At 62.7% G+C, this 15,829-nt stretch carries 13 protein-coding genes; 6 read left to right on the top strand and 7 right to left on the bottom strand.

All coding sequences use genetic code 11. The annotated features are described in order from the left end of the window. Positions 1-45: 45 nt before the first annotated feature. From hemL to AC0R79_RS26685, 3 genes are read right to left on the bottom strand one after another with little or no spacing between them, the layout of a single operon-like run. Positions 46-1,329 (bottom strand): glutamate-1-semialdehyde 2,1-aminomutase, encoded by a 1,284-nt coding sequence (hemL, locus tag AC0R79_RS26695; protein WP_064599654.1) that lies wholly within the window; start codon positions 1,327-1,329, stop codon positions 46-48. 10 nt (positions 1,330-1,339) lie between these two features. Further along, positions 1,340-1,963, bottom strand: a complete 624-nt coding sequence (thiE, locus tag AC0R79_RS26690) for a thiamine phosphate synthase (RefSeq protein WP_085608753.1) — start codon at positions 1,961-1,963, stop codon at positions 1,340-1,342. Positions 1,964-1,987: 24 nt separating this feature from the next. After that, entirely contained in the window at positions 1,988-2,785 is a 798-nt protein-coding gene (locus AC0R79_RS26685) for a hydroxymethylpyrimidine/phosphomethylpyrimidine kinase (protein WP_007958699.1), read from the bottom strand. A 304-nt stretch (positions 2,786-3,089) separates the two neighbouring features. Here AC0R79_RS26685 and AC0R79_RS26680 point away from each other — a divergent pair, with 304 nt between their 5' ends. From AC0R79_RS26680 to AC0R79_RS26665, 4 genes are all read left to right on the top strand, one after another. Then, positions 3,090-5,438 carry a 7TM diverse intracellular signaling domain-containing protein gene (locus AC0R79_RS26680; RefSeq protein WP_474732420.1) on the top strand — a complete coding sequence of 783 codons (2,349 nt, stop codon included), beginning with the start codon at positions 3,090-3,092 and terminating at the stop codon, positions 5,436-5,438. A gap of 95 nt (positions 5,439-5,533) precedes the next feature. Next, positions 5,534-7,183: an acyl-CoA dehydrogenase family protein gene (locus tag AC0R79_RS26675; RefSeq protein WP_474732417.1), complete on the top strand. Its 1,650-nt coding sequence runs from the start codon at positions 5,534-5,536 to the stop codon at positions 7,181-7,183. A 59-nt stretch (positions 7,184-7,242) separates the two neighbouring features. Continuing rightward, positions 7,243-8,742: an AMP nucleosidase gene (gene amn / locus AC0R79_RS26670; RefSeq protein ID WP_162130486.1), complete on the top strand. Its 1,500-nt coding sequence runs from the start codon at positions 7,243-7,245 to the stop codon at positions 8,740-8,742. Between the two features lie 72 nt (positions 8,743-8,814). Then, positions 8,815-9,450, top strand: coding sequence for a pseudouridine synthase (locus tag AC0R79_RS26665; RefSeq protein WP_085608750.1), 636 nt, complete (start codon positions 8,815-8,817; stop codon positions 9,448-9,450). On the opposite strand, the gene AC0R79_RS26660 is transcribed toward AC0R79_RS26665, so the two are convergent. Both AC0R79_RS26660 and AC0R79_RS26655 read right to left on the bottom strand, forming a co-directional pair. Beyond that, the gene (locus AC0R79_RS26660; protein ID WP_003228500.1) at positions 9,445-9,654 is read right to left on the bottom strand and encodes a DUF2788 domain-containing protein; all 210 of its coding nucleotides are present in this window, start codon (positions 9,652-9,654) and stop codon (positions 9,445-9,447) included. The genes AC0R79_RS26665 and AC0R79_RS26660 overlap by 6 nt on opposite strands. 189 nt (positions 9,655-9,843) lie before the next feature. Next, entirely contained in the window at positions 9,844-10,323 is a 480-nt protein-coding gene (locus AC0R79_RS26655) for an Lrp/AsnC family transcriptional regulator (RefSeq protein WP_007909658.1), read from the bottom strand. Between the two features lie 454 nt (positions 10,324-10,777). On the opposite strand from AC0R79_RS26655, the gene AC0R79_RS26650 reads away from it, so the two are divergent. Beyond that, on the top strand, positions 10,778-11,827 hold the full coding sequence (locus tag AC0R79_RS26650; RefSeq protein ID WP_474732412.1) for a DUF6515 family protein: 1,050 nt from the start codon (positions 10,778-10,780) through the stop codon (positions 11,825-11,827). Here the strand turns inward: AC0R79_RS26650 and AC0R79_RS26645 are convergent. Both AC0R79_RS26645 and AC0R79_RS26640 read right to left on the bottom strand, forming a co-directional pair. After that, positions 11,821-12,717: a cation diffusion facilitator family transporter gene (locus AC0R79_RS26645; RefSeq protein ID WP_474732409.1), complete on the bottom strand. Its 897-nt coding sequence runs from the start codon at positions 12,715-12,717 to the stop codon at positions 11,821-11,823. The genes AC0R79_RS26650 and AC0R79_RS26645 overlap by 7 nt on opposite strands. A gap of 15 nt (positions 12,718-12,732) precedes the next feature. Beyond that, positions 12,733-13,152, bottom strand: coding sequence for a hypothetical protein (locus AC0R79_RS26640; RefSeq protein ID WP_007958714.1), 420 nt, complete (start codon positions 13,150-13,152; stop codon positions 12,733-12,735). Between the two features lie 108 nt (positions 13,153-13,260). Between AC0R79_RS26640 and hrpB the strand changes: the two genes are divergently transcribed. Beyond that, complete coding sequence (gene hrpB / locus AC0R79_RS26635) at positions 13,261-15,780, top strand: ATP-dependent helicase HrpB (RefSeq protein WP_474732406.1); 2,520 nt, start codon at positions 13,261-13,263, stop codon at positions 15,778-15,780. Positions 15,781-15,829: the final 49 nt, after the last annotated feature.

The raw sequence follows: 15,829 nt of genomic DNA, 5'->3' as shown, positions 1-15,829 counted from the left end.
GAGAACGCTGACGCTGGCAATGGCCAACGTCAGCGGCGGGGCGTTTTACTTCAACTTGGCGAAGGCGCGTTCGGCGGCGTCGAGGGTCAGTTTCAGCTCGGCTTCGCCATGGGCGATCGAGGTGAAACCGGCTTCGAAAGCGCTCGGCGCCAGGTACACGCCACCTTCCAGCATCAGGTGGAAGAAGCGGCCGAACAGCGCTGCATCGCTGGCCATCACGTCTTCAAAAGTAACAATGTCGTCGGCACCGCTGAAGTACAGACCGAACATGCCGCCCGCTTGGGTGGTCACGAACGGAATGCCGGCGGCATCGGCGCGCTGTTGCAGGCCGTCGAGCAGACGGGTGGTGTAGTCGGTCAGCTCGGCGTGGAAACCCGGACGGCTGATCAAGCGCAGGGTGGTCAGGCCGGCGGCCATCGCCAGCGGGTTACCCGACAAGGTGCCTGCCTGATAGACCGGGCCCAACGGCGCGATGCGCTCCATGATCGAGCGCTTGCCGCCGAAGCAGCCGACCGGCATGCCGCCACCGATGATCTTGCCGAAGGTGGTCAGGTCCGGGGTCACACCGTAGTAAGCCTGGGCGCCGCCGAGGGCCACGCGGAAACCGGTCATCACTTCGTCGAAAATCAGTACCACGCCGTGCTTGTCGCACAGGCTGCGCAGGCCTTCGAGAAAACCCGGCGCCGGCGGTACGCAGTTCATGTTGCCGGCCACTGGCTCGACGATGATGCAGGCGACGTCCTGGCCGACTTCGGCGAGCATTTTTTCAACGGCGTCGATGTCGTTGAACGGCAGGGTCAGGGTGTGTTTGGCGAATGCCGCCGGTACGCCGGCCGAGCTTGGTACGCCCTGGGTCAGTGCGCCGGAACCGGCCTTGACCAGCAGGCTGTCGGAGTGACCGTGGTAGCAACCTTCGAACTTGATGATGCTGTCACGGCCGGTGAAGCCACGGGCCAGACGGATCGCGCTCATGGTCGCTTCGGTGCCGGAGCTGACCATGCGCACCATCTCCATCGACGGCACCAGCGAGCAGACCAGATCGGCCATCTCGGTTTCCATCGCGGTCGGCGCGCCGTAGGACAGGCCGTGTTGCAACTGGTTGCGCACTGCGTCCAGCACGTCCGGGTGGCTGTGGCCGAGGATCATCGGGCCCCAGGAGCCGACGTAATCCACATAACGCTTGTCGTCTTCGTCAGTGACGTAGGCGCCTTCGGCGTGCTTGAAGAACAGCGGCGTGCCGCCAACGCTCTTGAACGCGCGAACCGGCGAGTTCACGCCACCGGGAATGTGTTTCTGGGCGTTGGCAAACAGGGTTTCGGAACGAGACATGATCGGGCTCTCAGACTTTTAGTAATTCATTGAAGGCGCGGGCGCGGCGGGTCACTTCGGCGGTGCTGTCGGCGCCGAACAGGCCATGAACCACGGCCAGCAGATCGACACCGTGGGCCACCAGCGGCGCGGCGTTGTCGAGGGTGATGCCGCCGATCGCGCAGATCGGCAGGTGCAGGGTGCGTTTGGCTTCGTCGAGCAGATCGAGGCTGCAACTTGGTGCACCGGGTTTGGTATTGGAATTGAAGAAGCGACCGAAGGCGACGTAACTCGCGCCTTCTTTGGCGGCCTGTTCGGCCAGTTCAAGCTGCGCGTGGCAGGTCGAGCCGATGATCGCCTTGGAACCGAGCAGGGCGCGGGTCGGCGACAGCGGGCCGTCGGTCTGGCCAAGGTGTACGCCGACGTTCAGGCGCGCGGCCAGTTCGGCGTCATCGTTGATGATCAGTTGCGTCTTGTAGCGTTCGCACAGATCGCGCAGGGCCTCGGCCTCACGCAGGCGACGGGCCTCGTCGCTGCTCTTGTCGCGGTATTGCAGCAGGGTGACACCGCCTTCCAGCGCCGCCTCCACGTAGGACAGAAACTTGCCGGCCAGCAACTGGCTGTCGGTGATGGCATACAGGCCACGTAGTTTCATTGCGCAGACCTCAGGCTCGAAACATCAGGAACAGAAATCCAGCGGCAGGCGACGCGGCACGAACTGGCCTTTGCCCAGCTGTTCGGCATCGCGCAGGGTGCGCCAGGTGTAATCCAGTGCCGTGCGCACGGCGCTGGCGAGGTTTTCGCCCAGTGCCAGGCGGCCGGCGAGGGTGCTGGCCAGGGTGCAGCCGGAACCGTGATAGCTGCCCGGCAGGCGCTGGCACTTGAAGGTTTCGCGCAGGCCGTCGCGGCTGTACAGGCGATTGTGGATTTCGGTTTCGTCGCCGTGACCGCCGGTGATCAGCAGGTTCTTGATGTACGGCAACAGTTTTTCAGCACACTCGTCCGCGGTGCCTTCTGGCAGTTCGGCGAGGATCCGGGCTTCGGGAAGGTTGGGGGTGGCGATGATCGACAGCGGCAGCAGGCGTTCGCGCATGGCGTAGCCGACTTCGTCCTTGCCCAGGCGTCCACCGCCGCCGGCGCGCAGCACCGGGTCGCAGACCACTGGCAAGTGCGGGTGCGCCTGGAGCAGTTCGACGACGGTGTCGACCATTTCCAGGGAACCGAGCATGCCCAGTTTCACTGCCGCGACTTCGGAATCGTTGAGCACGGCATTGGCCTGGGCCAGTACCCACTCACGGTCGAGGACGCGAAAGTCAGTGACGTTGACGGTGTCTTGCACGGTCAGGGCGGTGACGGCCGGAGCCGCATGGCAACCCTGAGCGAGCAGGGCTTCGATATCTGCCTGCAGGCCGGCGCCACCACTGGGGTCGTGGCCGGAGAGACAGAGGACAACGGGGCGTGAGCTGTAGATATTCATGGTGCGCGAGCTTACCACCAAACCTGTTTTCCGGGTGTTGTGGCGCAGTGCGCGGCCGATAACACGGGTAGCGAGATCCACAGCGCTTGTCACAATCTGACCGAGCAAACAGCTCTAGCCCGGTATTCTGCTCTGGAACGCCCGTTCTAGAGCCTTTGTAGGAAAAATTTCCATGGTGCTCAATGGCCATCAACGGCTATGCTAGAGTGGATCCAAACCAATAACAGGTAATACCGGTTTTACGTCATCTCAAAGGGAATGGGGGGCTTCCTGACACAACCGGCCAAGCCACGCTGGGGCTTCAATGCGCTATTTGTTGATGTTGCTGTTCTGCTTGCCCCTCCTGGCAAGCGCCGTCGAGTTCGACGAGTTCACCCAGAGCCTCCCGCTGGGTCGATCCCTGCAAGTGTTCGAAGACCCGAGCGGTCAGGCGAGCATTGCCGACGTCCGCGCGCAAGCCGCCGCCGGAAACTTCAAACCCCATGATAAAGCCACGCTCAATGCCGGTTATTCGCGCTCGGCGTTCTGGCTGAAGATCGACCTGCATTACCGCCCGACCAATCCGTCGGCGCAGCGCAGCTGGTTGCTGGAACTGGCGTATCCGCCGCTCGATCATCTCGACCTGTATCTGCCCGATGCTGCCGGTGACTATCGTCTGGTGCGGCAGACCGGGGACGCCTTGCCGTTCGCCAGTCGCGAGATCCGCCAGAACAATTACCTGTTCGACCTGGCGTTCAAGCCGGATCAGCAACGAACCGTTTATCTGCGGTTGTCCAGCGAGGGTTCGATCCAGGCGCCGGTGACGTTGTGGTCGAGCACCGCTTATCTCGAAGACCAGCCAGTTCGCCTGTATGTGCTGGGGATCATTTATGGCGTGCTGCTGGGGATGCTGGTCTACAACCTGTTCATCTACCTCAGCGTGCGCGACACCAGTTACCTCTATTACATCTTCTATATCGCTTCGTTCGGCCTTTATCAGCTGTCGGTCAATGGCGCGGCGGTCGAATATTTCTGGCCGGACAACCCGTGGTGGGCCAACGCCGCCACGCCGTTCTTCATCGGTTGTGCGGGGTTGTTCGGCAGCCAGTTCGCTCGCAGTTTCCTGCAGACCAGGAACCACAGCCGCTGGCTCGATCGCCTGCTGATCGCCCTGATCGTTTTTGGCGCCGTGGTGATCGGCCTGTCGTTGATGACCAGTTATGGCCTGGCCCTGCGTCTGGCGACGACCCTTGCGCTGACCTTTACCGTGGTGATTTTCGCCGCCGGGATCCTCGCCTGGTGGCGTGGCTTGCGGGTGGCGCGTTATTTCATCATTGCCTGGTCGGCGTTCCTGATCGGCGGCATCGTCAACACCATGATGGTGCTGGGCCTGCTGCCGAATGTGTTCCTGACCATGTACGCCAGCCAGATCGGTTCAGCCATCGAAGTGGCGTTGCTGTCGCTGGCGCTGGCCGACCGCATCAACGCAATGCGCGAACAACAGGCGCAGACCCTGTTCGACGCCGGCCAGAAACTCGAAGTGCTCAACCAGCAACTGGCCCACAGCAACAAGCTCAAGGATGAGTTCCTCGCGACCCTGACCCACGAACTGCGCACGCCGATGAACGGTGTGATCGGCTCGCTCGAGTTGATGCAGACCGTCGAACTCGATCCGGAGCTGGAGCAATACCAGCAGACCGCCGCCGGTTCGGCGCGGGACATGATGCGCATGGTCAACGGCATCCTGACCCTGACCGAATTGCAGGCCGGCAAGCTCAAGGCGACGCCGGGCAGTTTCAGCCTGCGCGGGGTGGTCGAGGCATTGCGGATTCAGTTCGATGGCAATGCTTCGAGCAAGTCGCTGGACTTCAAGGTCGACGTACTGCCGACCCTGCCGGATCGCCTGCATGGCGACAGCGCCAAACTCGCGCAATGCCTGGAATGCCTGCTGGACAACGCGATCAAGTTCACCCGCGTCGGCGGTCTTGCCTTGCGGGTCACCGGCAAACCGTCGACGGACAATCGCCTGGCGCTGTCCTTTGCGGTGATCGACACCGGCATCGGTTTCACCGATCTGGGCGAGGCGACGATGTATCAACGGTTCTTCCAGCTCGACGGTTCGATGACCCGCGAATACGGCGGGCTGGGTGTCGGTCTGGCGATCTGCCGTCAATTGGTGGAGTTGCTCGGTGGCAAGCTCACACACCGTTCCGAACCGGGCAGTGGCAGCCGCTTTCAACTGGATGTCGAGTTTGAGTTGCCGGAAGTGGAAGCCGTGCCCGCGTTCAGCCGCGACACCGTGCGCGCACCGCAGGATTGCACCGTGCTGCTGGTGGACGACAACAGCGTCAACCAACTGGTGATGCGCGGCATGTTGCTCAAGCTCGGTTTCCGCGTGCGTACCGCCGACCACGGCGCTGCGGCGCTCGACTGTTTGCAGCGCGAACGCTTCGATGCCGTGCTGATCGATTGCCAGCTGCCACCGCTCGACGGGGCATCGCTGTGTTGCCAGATTCGCGACCTGCCGGGATGCGCCCATCTGCCGCTGTTCATGATCGCGCTGGGGGCGGATCGCGAGCATTGCGCGTCGGGTGGCTCGATCGATTACCTGAGCAAACCAGTGAAATTCGAGGATCTGCAGGCTGCGATGCAGCGTCGGGTGTTGAGTTGCTGACAGGGTGAAAGCGCCGGTATTTAGGCCAATATGACACTTTGATCGGTTCGGGGGCGGTGCTTAACTGAAGCTCTGGCCGATCAAGGAGCCCCGTCATGAACCTGCATCAGTTCGCCGAAACTCACGAAGTCACCAACCAGCCACCGTCGCTGGACGGCACCAACCTGTACCGCATCGATCTGCCGTTGCAGGAGTGGTCGCGGCGGTTCGGCGCTGGCTGGGCCGAGTCGCGGATCGACGCCTACGGCGCGCTGGCCGGCGGGCCGCTGATGGAGGCCGGGTTCCTCGCCAACCAGAACAAACCGGTGTTCGCCAGCCATGACCGCTACGGTCATCGCATCGATCTGGTGGAGTTTCATCCGGCGTATCACGAGCTGATGCGCACCGCCATCGAACATGGCCTGACGTCGTTGCCCTGGGCTCATCCACAGGACGGCGCGCATGTTGCCCGCGCTTCCATGAGCTATCTGCACAGCCAGGCCGAGGCCGGCAGTGGTTGCCCGCTGACCATGACCTTCGCCAGTGTGCCCGCGATGCGTTTGCAGCCGAATCTGGCCGAACAGTGGCTGCCGAAAATTCTCGCCACCGAATACGACCCGCGCAATGTCGGCATGGCCCACAAGGCTGGCGTCACCATCGGCATGGCGATGACCGAGAAACAGGGCGGCACCGACGTGCGTGCCAACACCACCAAGGCTTATCCGGTCGGCGCCAGCGGCCCGGGCCAGGCCTATGAACTGGTGGGGCACAAGTGGTTCTGTTCGGCGCCGATGTGCGATGCATTCCTGACGCTGGCGCAAACCGACAAGGGCTTGAGCTGCTTCCTGCTGCCGCGCCATCGCCCGGACGACACGCGCAATCAGTTCTACATCCAGCGCCTGAAAAACAAACTCGGTAACCAGTCCAACGCTTCCAGCGAAGTGGAATTCCGAGGCGCGCTGGCGTGGATGGTCGGTGAGGAAGGGCGCGGCGTGCCGACCATCATCGAGATGGTGGCTATGACCCGTTTCGATTGCATGGTCGGCTCCAGTTCGCTGATGCGTCAGGCGCTGACCCAGGCCAGCCATCACTGCGCCCATCGCAAGGTCGGCGGCAAACTGCTCAGCGAACAACCGCTGATGCAGAACGTGCTGGCCGATCTGGCGCTGGAAAGCGAAGCCGCGCTGGCGTTGAGCCTGCGTATGGGCAAGGCGCTGGATCATCTGGACGATCGCCATGAAGCGCAGTTCGCCCGACTGGTGACGGCGGTGGGCAAATACTGGATCTGCAAACGCGCGCCGGGAATGATCAACGAAGCCGCCGAATGCATGGGCGGCGCCGGGTATGTCGAGGAGAGCATCCTGCCGCGGCTGTACCGCGAGGCGCCGGTGAACTCGACGTGGGAAGGCTCCGGCAACGTGCAATGCCTCGACGTGCTGCGGGCCTTGTCGAAAGAGCCGGGCGTACTCGATGTGTTGTTCAGCGAGTTGGGCGACGGCCATGGCGACAAGCGTCTGGCCGCGCACATTCAGCAATTGCAGGCGCAGTTCAAGGACACCGGCGACATTCAATACCGAGCTCGGCAACTGACCGAAGACATCGCTTTGGGACTGCAAGCGAAGCTGCTGCTGGAGGCCGGGAATGCGGCGGTCAGCGATGCGTTCATCGCCAGTCGCCTGAGCGGAGGCGGGCGGGTCTACGGCGCGTTGCCGCGCGGACTGGATGTCGAAGCCATCGTCGCCCGCTCTACGCCGCAAGGTTTCTGAATAGGGATTGCGACAAAGCCACAACGCCACTGTTTCCGTGACGCCACGATGCAGGCAAGATGAAGCTCTGCAAGTCAGAACACAGGAAGCTGATCGTGACCGAAGCGTTTATTGTCGTTCAAACCGCCGAACAGGCCGTGGATCGTCTCGCCGAGCTGCATGAGCGGGCCACCACGGCGCTGAACTCGGCGCTCAAGCGTTATCTCAAGGATCGCGTCGAGCCCGACGCCGAGCAACGTGCCCTGTTCCGTTATCCCGAACTGCGTCTGACCTATCACTGCCAGGGCGAAGTCCCGCAGACCACCCGCGCTTACGCCAAGGTGCAGTTGCCGGGCACGTACAGCGTGACCGTCACCCACCCGGCGGCGTTTCGCAAATATCTGCTGGAACAGCTCACGCCGCTGATGCATGACTTCACCGTGACCGTCGAAGTCGGGGTCAGCGAGCAGAACATTCCATATCCGTACGTGGTCGAGCAGGGTGATGAGCTGGCCGGCTCCGGTGTCACCGCCGCCGTGCTGGCGCGAGTGTTCCCGAGTACTGACCTGTCCGCCGCCACCGATGGCATCGCCGACGGTCTCTACGACTGGGAAAACACCGATCCGCTGCCGCTGGCGCTGTTTGACGCCGCGCGCGTCGACTTCTCACTGCGTCGTCTGGTGCACTACACCGGCAGCGACTGGCGCCATGTGCAGCCGTGGATTCTGCTGACCAACTACCACCGTTATGTCGACCAGTTCATCGTTCATGGCCTGGAGCAGCTGCGCCGCGACCCGCGTTTCGTGCGCATGGTGTTGCCGGGCAACGTGATCATCGAAAAAGGCATGGATCACGGCGAAGCCTCGGCGATTGCGGCCGGTGTGGTCTGGCACCGCTATCAGATGCCGGCCTATCACCTGATCGCCAGCGATGGCCATGGCGTGACACTGGTGAACATCGGCGTCGGCCCGTCCAACGCCAAGAACATCACCGATCACCTGGCCGTGCTGCGTCCGCATTGCTGGCTGATGATCGGTCACTGCGGCGGCCTGCGTCAGTCGCAGACCATCGGCGACTACGTGCTGGCTCACGCTTACATGCGTCGCGACGGGATTCTCGACCGGGTGGTGCCGCCGAACATTCCGATTCCGGCGCTGGCCGAAGTGCAACTGGCGTTGCAGCAAGCGGCGGCCAACATCACCGGCGAAAAAGGCGAAGAGCTGAAAAAACGCCTGCGCACCGGCACCGTGCTGACCTACGACGACCGTAACTGGGAATTGCGCTGGGCCCAGGAGCGTCCGCTGATCAACCTGTCCCGCGCCGTAGCGGTGGACATGGAAAGCGGCACCATCGCCGCTCAGGGTTATCGCCTGCGGGTGCCGTACGGCACGTTGTTGTGTGTGTCGGACAAGCCGCTGCACAGTGAAATCAAGCTGCCGGGTTCGGCCAACGCCTTCTACGAGCGTGCGGTCAGCCAGCACTTGAAGATCGGCATCGAAGCGGTGGACCTGCTGCGCACCGAACTCAACTCGCTGCACTCGCGCAAACTGCGCAGCTTCGACGAGCCGCCGTTCCGCTAACGGTTAGTCGTGGTCATTTGGCGGTCGGGGCACTAGCATTGTCTGCCCTGATCGCTAAATGTCTTCTCTCTTATGTCCCGTCCACCGCGTCCACCTTCCCGCCGCCCCGGCGCGAAGCCAGCTTCTTCAGCCCCGCGCCGTGTCGCCAAGGCACCACCGGCCGAGCCGAAGCTGATCCTGTTCAACAAACCGTTCGATGTGCTGACGCAATTCAGCGACGGCGAGGGGCGGGCGACGCTTAAGGATTACATCGACATTCCGGGCATTTATCCGGCCGGACGGCTGGATCGCGACAGCGAAGGTTTGCTGCTGCTGACCAACGACGGTCAGTTACAGGCGCGGATCGCCGACCCGAAGCACAAACTGGCGAAAACCTATTGGGTGCAGGTCGAAGGTGTGCCGACGGACGAGCAATTGCAGCGCCTGCGTGACGGCGTTGAATTGAATGACGGCATGACCTTGCCCGCCGAAGCGCGGCAACTGGATGAGCCCGAGCTGTGGCCGCGCAACCCACCGGTACGCTTTCGCGCAACGATTCCGACAACCTGGCTGGAACTGGTGATTCGCGAAGGGCGCAACCGTCAGGTGCGGCGGATGACGGCGGCGGTCGGGCTGCCGACGTTGCGGCTGGTGCGGGTCAGAATTGGTGACTGGTCAATCGAAGGGCTCGATCAGGGCCAGTGGAAAGAAGTGCCGGCGCGCTTATAAGGCGCCGGATTCGATCAGGCCGATCACCACGCTTTTGATGATGAACGCGGCCACGCCCAGGCCCAGCACGAAGAACAGAATGAACGAGCCGAAACGCCCGGCCTTTGACTTCTTCGCCAGATCCCAGACGATGAAACCCATGAAAATGATCAGGATGCTGACAAGGCCAGTCATCATCCACTCTTCAAATACTGCTGGATCCATCGGGCATCTCCGGCGCTGCGCGGCTGAAAGGGCGGCCGGGAGTATACGCCAGCGGCGAACGACGCAGCATTGACCTGCGTCGGTGTGCCGCAGTCATTCGTCGCCTGCACCGGCTTCTTCGCGAGCAAGCTCGATCCCACAGGGAAATGCATTTCAAATGTGGGAGCGAGCTTGCTCGCGAAGGCGGTTTCAGCTGCGCAGATGAGTCAGCGGCAGTTCGGTACTGTTGAGCACCTGATTCAGCACAAAGCTCGAACGCACGCTGGTCACCCCTTCAATCCGCGTCAGATGCCCCAGCAGCAGCTTCTGATAGTGATCCATGTCCGGCACCACCACTTTCAGCTGATAGTCGGCATCAACCCCGGTCACCAGGCTGCATTCCAGCACTTGCGGCAAGGTACGGATCGCCGCTTCGAAGTTCTCGAAACGCTCCGGCGTGTGCCGGTCCATGCCGATCAGCACGTAGGCGGTCAGGCTCAGGCCAAGCATCTTGCGATCGAGCAGGGCGACCTGGCGAGAGATGTAGCCGTCGTCCTCCAGTTGCTTGACCCGGCGCGAGCACGGGGAGGGCGACAGACCGATGCGCTCGGCCAGTTCCTGGTTGGAGATGCGGGCGTCGCGCTGCAATTCCGCCAAAATACTGAGGTCGTAACGGTCGAGTTTGCTCATCAAACGATCCTTTGTCTTAACTATTGCGGCGGATTATCTATCCAGGGTTAAAAATTGCGCAAGTGATGTTTATTTGAGCAATCTTCGCAATCATCTGTCGCAGCTTCGGGCCTATTCTTATCACCAGAATCACTGCTCGGTAACACAGTCCACGCGGCCCGCCCAATCCGGCCTGCCGCGGCCGCCACCCCCACCGGGGTTGTGCCGGCCCCCGAGCTGCACACTGTCCAGAAGACGGCGTGAGGTGAGCCGACGTCAAAAGCGTCGAGCCAGGACGAAGTTCTCTAGAAGGGAGGCCGACGGGTCTCCCTTTTTTCTTGCCCGCGATTTGGCTCATCTCGCTCAATAAATAAATGACGTGACTGATAACCTGTAGCAGAACCCGGTGTACTCATCCCCGGTCTTAGCTACACGCCCTCTTAATTTCAGGCTCTAGTCCGCAGTGAGGAATTTCATGAAGTCGCGCATCTGGCGTCTGGCCAGTGTTGGTTTGCTGTGTGTGAGTGTCGGCGCGCAAGCGCTGGCGGATGAGCCGCAGAATCGCGGCCCCGACGGCGGCGGACGCGGGCCGGAGCATCAGGGCAACAATCAGGGCCATGGCGGTGGCAATCAGCAGCGCGGCCAAGACAACCCGCAGCGGCAGAACAACGACATCATCCGTGGCGACAACAGCCGCCAGTTCGAGCACAACGGCCAGCAGAATCATGGCCAACCGAACAACGGCCAGTGGCAGAACCAGAATCAGCCACGTCCGGCGTACAACCCCAACCCGGTGCGCCAGCCGCCACCGCCGCCGCAACTGCCGGCCAACGATCTGCCGATCCAGCCGCGGCCCGACACCGTGCGCCAGACCCAGGAACCCCGTCAGGGTTACTACCGCGACGAACGCCCGCAAAACGGCTACCACCAGAACTGGCAGACCGGTAACCGTCCCAACGATAACCGCTGGCCGGGGCGTCCGGACGGGCATGGCAACGGCTGGGGCCCTGGCCCGCAGTACCGGCCGGGTCATGTGATCGACCGTTTCCCGGATCGCGATTACCGTGTGCCGTATCGTGGCCAGGATTACTTCTACTCCGGCGGCTATTGGTATCGCCCGCAAGGCCCGCGCTACATTGTGGTTCAGCCGCCGCGCGGGATCCGCATCCAGTACCTGCCGGATTACGCCCGTGAAGTGTGGATCGGCGGTTCGTTGCTGTTCCTCGCCGCCGGTTCGTACTACGCCTATCAGGAAGCGACGCAGGATTACGTGGTGGTCGAGCCGCCGGTGCAGCAGCCACCGCAGCCGACCGGCAATGGTTATGACGTGGAAGCGTATCCGGCCAACGGCCAGTCACCGGAACAGGTTCAGCGCGACGGGTACGAGTGCTATCAGTACGCGGTGCAGCAGAGCGGCTTCAATCCGCGCACCGCGACTTATCAACCGGCGCCCGAAGTGGTGCAGGCCTACCGCCAGGCTCAGGGCAATTGCCTGAGCAGTCGCGGTTATCAGGTCAACTATTGAGCCCGAGCGGCTTTGACCACTTCCTGCGGGTCGGCGTGCACCAGCACTTCGGCCCGTGGGTAGGCTTTGTGAATGGCATCTGCTGCTTGATCGCTGATGCCGTGAGCCACTGACAGCGTCAGTTCCCCCGGCAGTTCCAGGTGCAATTGCACGAACCAGTGATTGCCGGAAATCCGCGTGCGCAAATCGTGTGCGCCCAAAACGCCCGGCACACCACACGCCAGTTCGAGCATGTGCTGACTGACATCCGCCGGCAGCTCTTCATCCATCAGCACCGAAAAGCTTTCCCGGGCGATCTGGATCGCGCTCCACAAAATGTACCCGGCAATCCCCAGACCGAACCACGCATCCAACTGCTCGAACCCCAGCCCGGCCAGCACCAGTGCAATCAGAATGCTGCCGTTGAGCAACAGGTCCGAACGGTAATGCAGCGAATCCGCCCGCACGGCGTTGGAACCGGTCTGCTTGATCACCCGATGCTGCAGCATCAACAGCGCCGCCGTCAGCAACAGGGAAAACACGATCACCCCGATGCTCAGCCAAGGCGCGCCGAGCGGCTCGGGATTGTTCAAGCGCTCATAAGCCTGAAACGCGATCAGCACCGCACTGCCACCAATGAATAACGCCTGTGCCATGCCTGCCAGGGACTCGGCCTTGCCGTGCCCATAACGGTGATCATCATCCGCCGGGCGCAGCGCGTAATGCACCGCCAGCAGATTGAGCAACGAAGTGACGCCATCGAGGGCCGAGTCGGTGAGGCCGGCGAGCATGCTCACCGAACCGCTCAGCCACCAGGCGATGGCTTTGGCGATGATCAGCGTACAGGCCACCGCCACCGAGGCGCGGGTCGCCAGCCGCAGCAGGCGGGCGTGTTCGGGGCTGGAGGTCATGGGTGCATGGATTCCTTATGCGGCAGGTTGCAGGCCGAACATCGCCAGTTGCTGGGTGCTGCCTTTGTGCTGGATCAGGCGCGGGTCGTCCAGCGGCAGATTGCGGCCCAGCTCGGTTTCGAGAATAGCCTGCAACTTGAGATTATCGACCTGGCCGTCCGGGCCGATGGCTTGCTTGAGCTTGGCCGGATCGACCTGCGCCGTGTGGCCCGGTTCGAAGTAGATCGCGCCGGTGGCGAAGTCCACGGCAAACGCGATCAGGCCGGGCACGATGTAGAACAGCAGGCCCACGGCATCGAGCACGGCAATCGCCGGGTCGATCTTGCCGTCGATCTGGCCGCGCCGGTCGGGATAGAAAATCGAACCGCACGCGGTGATCTGGGTGAGCAGGGTGGCAACCAGTACACCGCCGATCAGGCGAAAAGGTAAGCGCATGGGAATCTCCTGAGTCATCTATTAACGAAGCGTCATCGTGTGAAGTTAAGACCCTGACGAACGCTCAGCAGTTCGCCGTTATACTCGCCGCTCTGTTTGGGAGCCAGCATGATTTCTTTGCCAATCGATGAAGTTTTACCCGCCCTGCGTGAAGCCCTCGCTACACGCCACGAAGCCGTGCTCGAAGCACCGCCCGGCGCCGGTAAAACCACCCGCGTGCCCTTGGCCCTGCTCAATGAAGCGTGGCTGAACGGGCAGACCATTCTCATGCTCGAACCCCGTCGGCTGGCCGCGCGCGCAGCGGCGGAACGGCTGGCCAGCGAGCTGGGCGAGAAGGTCGGTGAAACCGTCGGGTATCGCATCCGCCTCGACAGCAAGGTCGGCCCCAATACGCGCATCGAAGTGGTCACCGAAGGCATTCTCACCCGTCGTCTGCAGGACGACCCGGCGCTGGAAGGCGTGGGCCTGCTGATCTTCGACGAATTTCACGAACGCAGCCTCGACGCCGATCTGGCGCTGGCCCTCAGTCTGAACGGTCGCGAGCTGTTTCGAGCTGAACAACCGCTGAAGATTCTGCTGATGTCCGCCACCCTTGAAGGCGAACGTTTGGCCGGTTTGCTCGATGACGCGCCGATCCTGCGCAGCGAAGGCCGGATGTTCCCGGTGACGATGCGCTGGGGCCGGCCGTTCCAGCCTGGCGAATACATCGATCAACGCGTCACGCAAACGGTGCTCGAAGCCCTGCACGACGAAACCGGCAGCCTGCTGGTGTTCCTGCCGGGGCAGGCGGAAATCCGGCGTGTCCATCAACAACTGGCGGACGCCATCGGTGAGCGCAGCGACGTGTTGCTCTGCCCGTTGCACGGCGAACTCGACCTGAATGCCCAACGCGCCGCCATCGACCCGGCTCCGGCCGGCCAGCGCAAAGTGGTGCTGGCCACCAACATCGCCGAGACCAGCCTGACCATCAACGGTGTGCGCGTAGTAATCGACGCCGGGCTGGCGCGAGTGCCGCGTTTCGACCCGGGCAGCGGCATGACCCGCCTCGACACTCAACGCATCTCTAAAGCCAGTGCCACCCAGCGTGCAGGCCGGGCAGGACGTCTGGAACCGGGCGTGTGTTATCGACTGTGGTCGCAGGATCAGCACGAACAACTCGCGGCTTATGGCAGTGCGGAAATTCTTTCGGCGGATCTGGCTGGCCTGGCTTTGCAACTCGGGCGCTGGGGTGTGGCGCCGAGTGATCTGATCTGGCTCGACGTGCCGCCTGCCGCCGCTTACGCGCAGGCTCAGGATTTGTTGCAGCGCCTCGGTGCGCTGGACGGCGAAAGCCTGAATCGTCACGGTCAGGCCATGGCTGAATTGCCGGCGCACCCGCGCATCGCTCATTTGCTGTTGCGCGGTCAGGCGCTGGGGCTGGCGAACATGGCGTGTGATGTTGCCGCGTTACTTGGTGAGCGCGACATTTTGCGCGGGGCCGGGGCTGATCTGCACAGTCGTCTGGTGCTGCTGTCCGGCGAAGAACGCGCGGCGCGGGGTGCCCAGGGCGGCGTGCAGCGCGCCCGGCAGCTGGCGCGGCAATATCGCGGTTACCTGCGCGGCAAGGCCAGCGAGCCGGTCGCCGATCCGGATCACCCACGCTGGCTCGGCGCCTTGCTGGCGCTGGCCTACCCGGATCGTGTGGCCCAGCAGCGGCGTGCCGGTGGTGCCGAATATCGTCTGGCCAACGGCCGAGCAGCGCTGTTCGCCGAAGCCGACAGCCTGATGAAAGAGCCATGGATCGTCATCGCCGACCTCGGCAGCCGCCAAGGTCAGCGCGAAGAGCGGATTTATCTGGCGGCAGATTTCGATCCGGCGCTGTTCGACTCAGTGCTGGCCGAACAGGTGCACAACGTCGATCAACTGGACTGGGACGAACGCGAAGGCGTGTTGCGCGCAGAGCGTCAGCGCAAGGTTGGCGAACTGATCCTCAGCCGCGAACCACTGACCGGTCTCGACGAAAGCGCTCGCAGTCAGGCGCTGGTCAATCTGGTGCGGCGCAAAGGTCTGGAGCTGCTGCCGTGGACCCCGGAACTGCGCCAGTGGCAGGCGCGAGTCGCGTTGCTGCGCCAGCTCGACCTGGACGCCAAAGGCGACAGCCAATGGCCGGATGTCAGCGACGCCACGTTGCTGAAAACCCTCGAAGACTGGCTGATGCCTTACCTGGGCAAAGTCTCGCGCCTCAGCCATTTCGCCAACCTCGACCTGTCGAGCATCGTGCGCAATCTGCTGCCGTGGCCACTGCCGCAACAGCTCGATGAACAGGCACCGCATCACCTGAGCGTGCCGTCAGGTTCGTCGATTCGCCTCGACTACAGCGAGCAGCCACCGATTCTCGCCGTGCGCTTGCAGGAGCTGTTCGGCCTCGCCGACACACCACGCATCGCCGGCGGCCGGCAAGTGGTCAAGCTGCACCTGCTGTCGCCAGCGCGGCGCCCGGTGCAGGTGACGCAGGATCTGGCCAACTTCTGGCGCAGCACCTATGCCGAAGTGAAGAAGGATCTGAAGGGGCGCTATCCGAAGCATTATTGGCCGGATGATCCGTTGGTGGCTGAAGCTACCGCACGAGCCAAACCGCGCGGTACGTGACAGAAGGCATTCAGGTACGACTGCCATCTTTTTCAATTATGCGTAATTA

The sequence above is a fragment of the Pseudomonas sp. HD57-3 genome (assembly GCF_056113135.1).
Note: the sequence above shows the minus strand (reverse complement) of the source record. Positions and strands in the feature narration are given on the sequence as shown.

Bases quoted from the DNA above. Each gene is read 5' to 3' on its own strand.
- hemL (WP_064599654.1), bottom strand. From the start codon at position 1,329: ATGTCTCGTTCCGAAACCCTGTTTGCCAACGCCCAGAAACACATTCCC.
- thiE (WP_085608753.1), bottom strand. From the start codon at position 1,963: ATGAAACTACGTGGCCTGTATGCCATCACCGACAGCCAGTTGCTGGCC.
- AC0R79_RS26685 (WP_007958699.1), bottom strand. From the start codon at position 2,785: ATGAATATCTACAGCTCACGCCCCGTTGTCCTCTGTCTCTCCGGCCAC.
- AC0R79_RS26680 (WP_474732420.1), top strand. From the start codon at position 3,090: ATGCGCTATTTGTTGATGTTGCTGTTCTGCTTGCCCCTCCTGGCAAGC.
- AC0R79_RS26675 (WP_474732417.1), top strand. From the start codon at position 5,534: ATGAACCTGCATCAGTTCGCCGAAACTCACGAAGTCACCAACCAGCCA.
- amn (WP_162130486.1), top strand. From the start codon at position 7,243: ATGAAGCTCTGCAAGTCAGAACACAGGAAGCTGATCGTGACCGAAGCG.
- AC0R79_RS26665 (WP_085608750.1), top strand. From the start codon at position 8,815: ATGTCCCGTCCACCGCGTCCACCTTCCCGCCGCCCCGGCGCGAAGCCA.
- AC0R79_RS26660 (WP_003228500.1), bottom strand. From the start codon at position 9,654: ATGGATCCAGCAGTATTTGAAGAGTGGATGATGACTGGCCTTGTCAGC.
- AC0R79_RS26655 (WP_007909658.1), bottom strand. From the start codon at position 10,323: ATGAGCAAACTCGACCGTTACGACCTCAGTATTTTGGCGGAATTGCAG.
- AC0R79_RS26650 (WP_474732412.1), top strand. From the start codon at position 10,778: ATGAAGTCGCGCATCTGGCGTCTGGCCAGTGTTGGTTTGCTGTGTGTG.
- AC0R79_RS26645 (WP_474732409.1), bottom strand. From the start codon at position 12,717: ATGACCTCCAGCCCCGAACACGCCCGCCTGCTGCGGCTGGCGACCCGC.
- AC0R79_RS26640 (WP_007958714.1), bottom strand. From the start codon at position 13,152: ATGCGCTTACCTTTTCGCCTGATCGGCGGTGTACTGGTTGCCACCCTG.
- hrpB (WP_474732406.1), top strand. From the start codon at position 13,261: ATGATTTCTTTGCCAATCGATGAAGTTTTACCCGCCCTGCGTGAAGCC.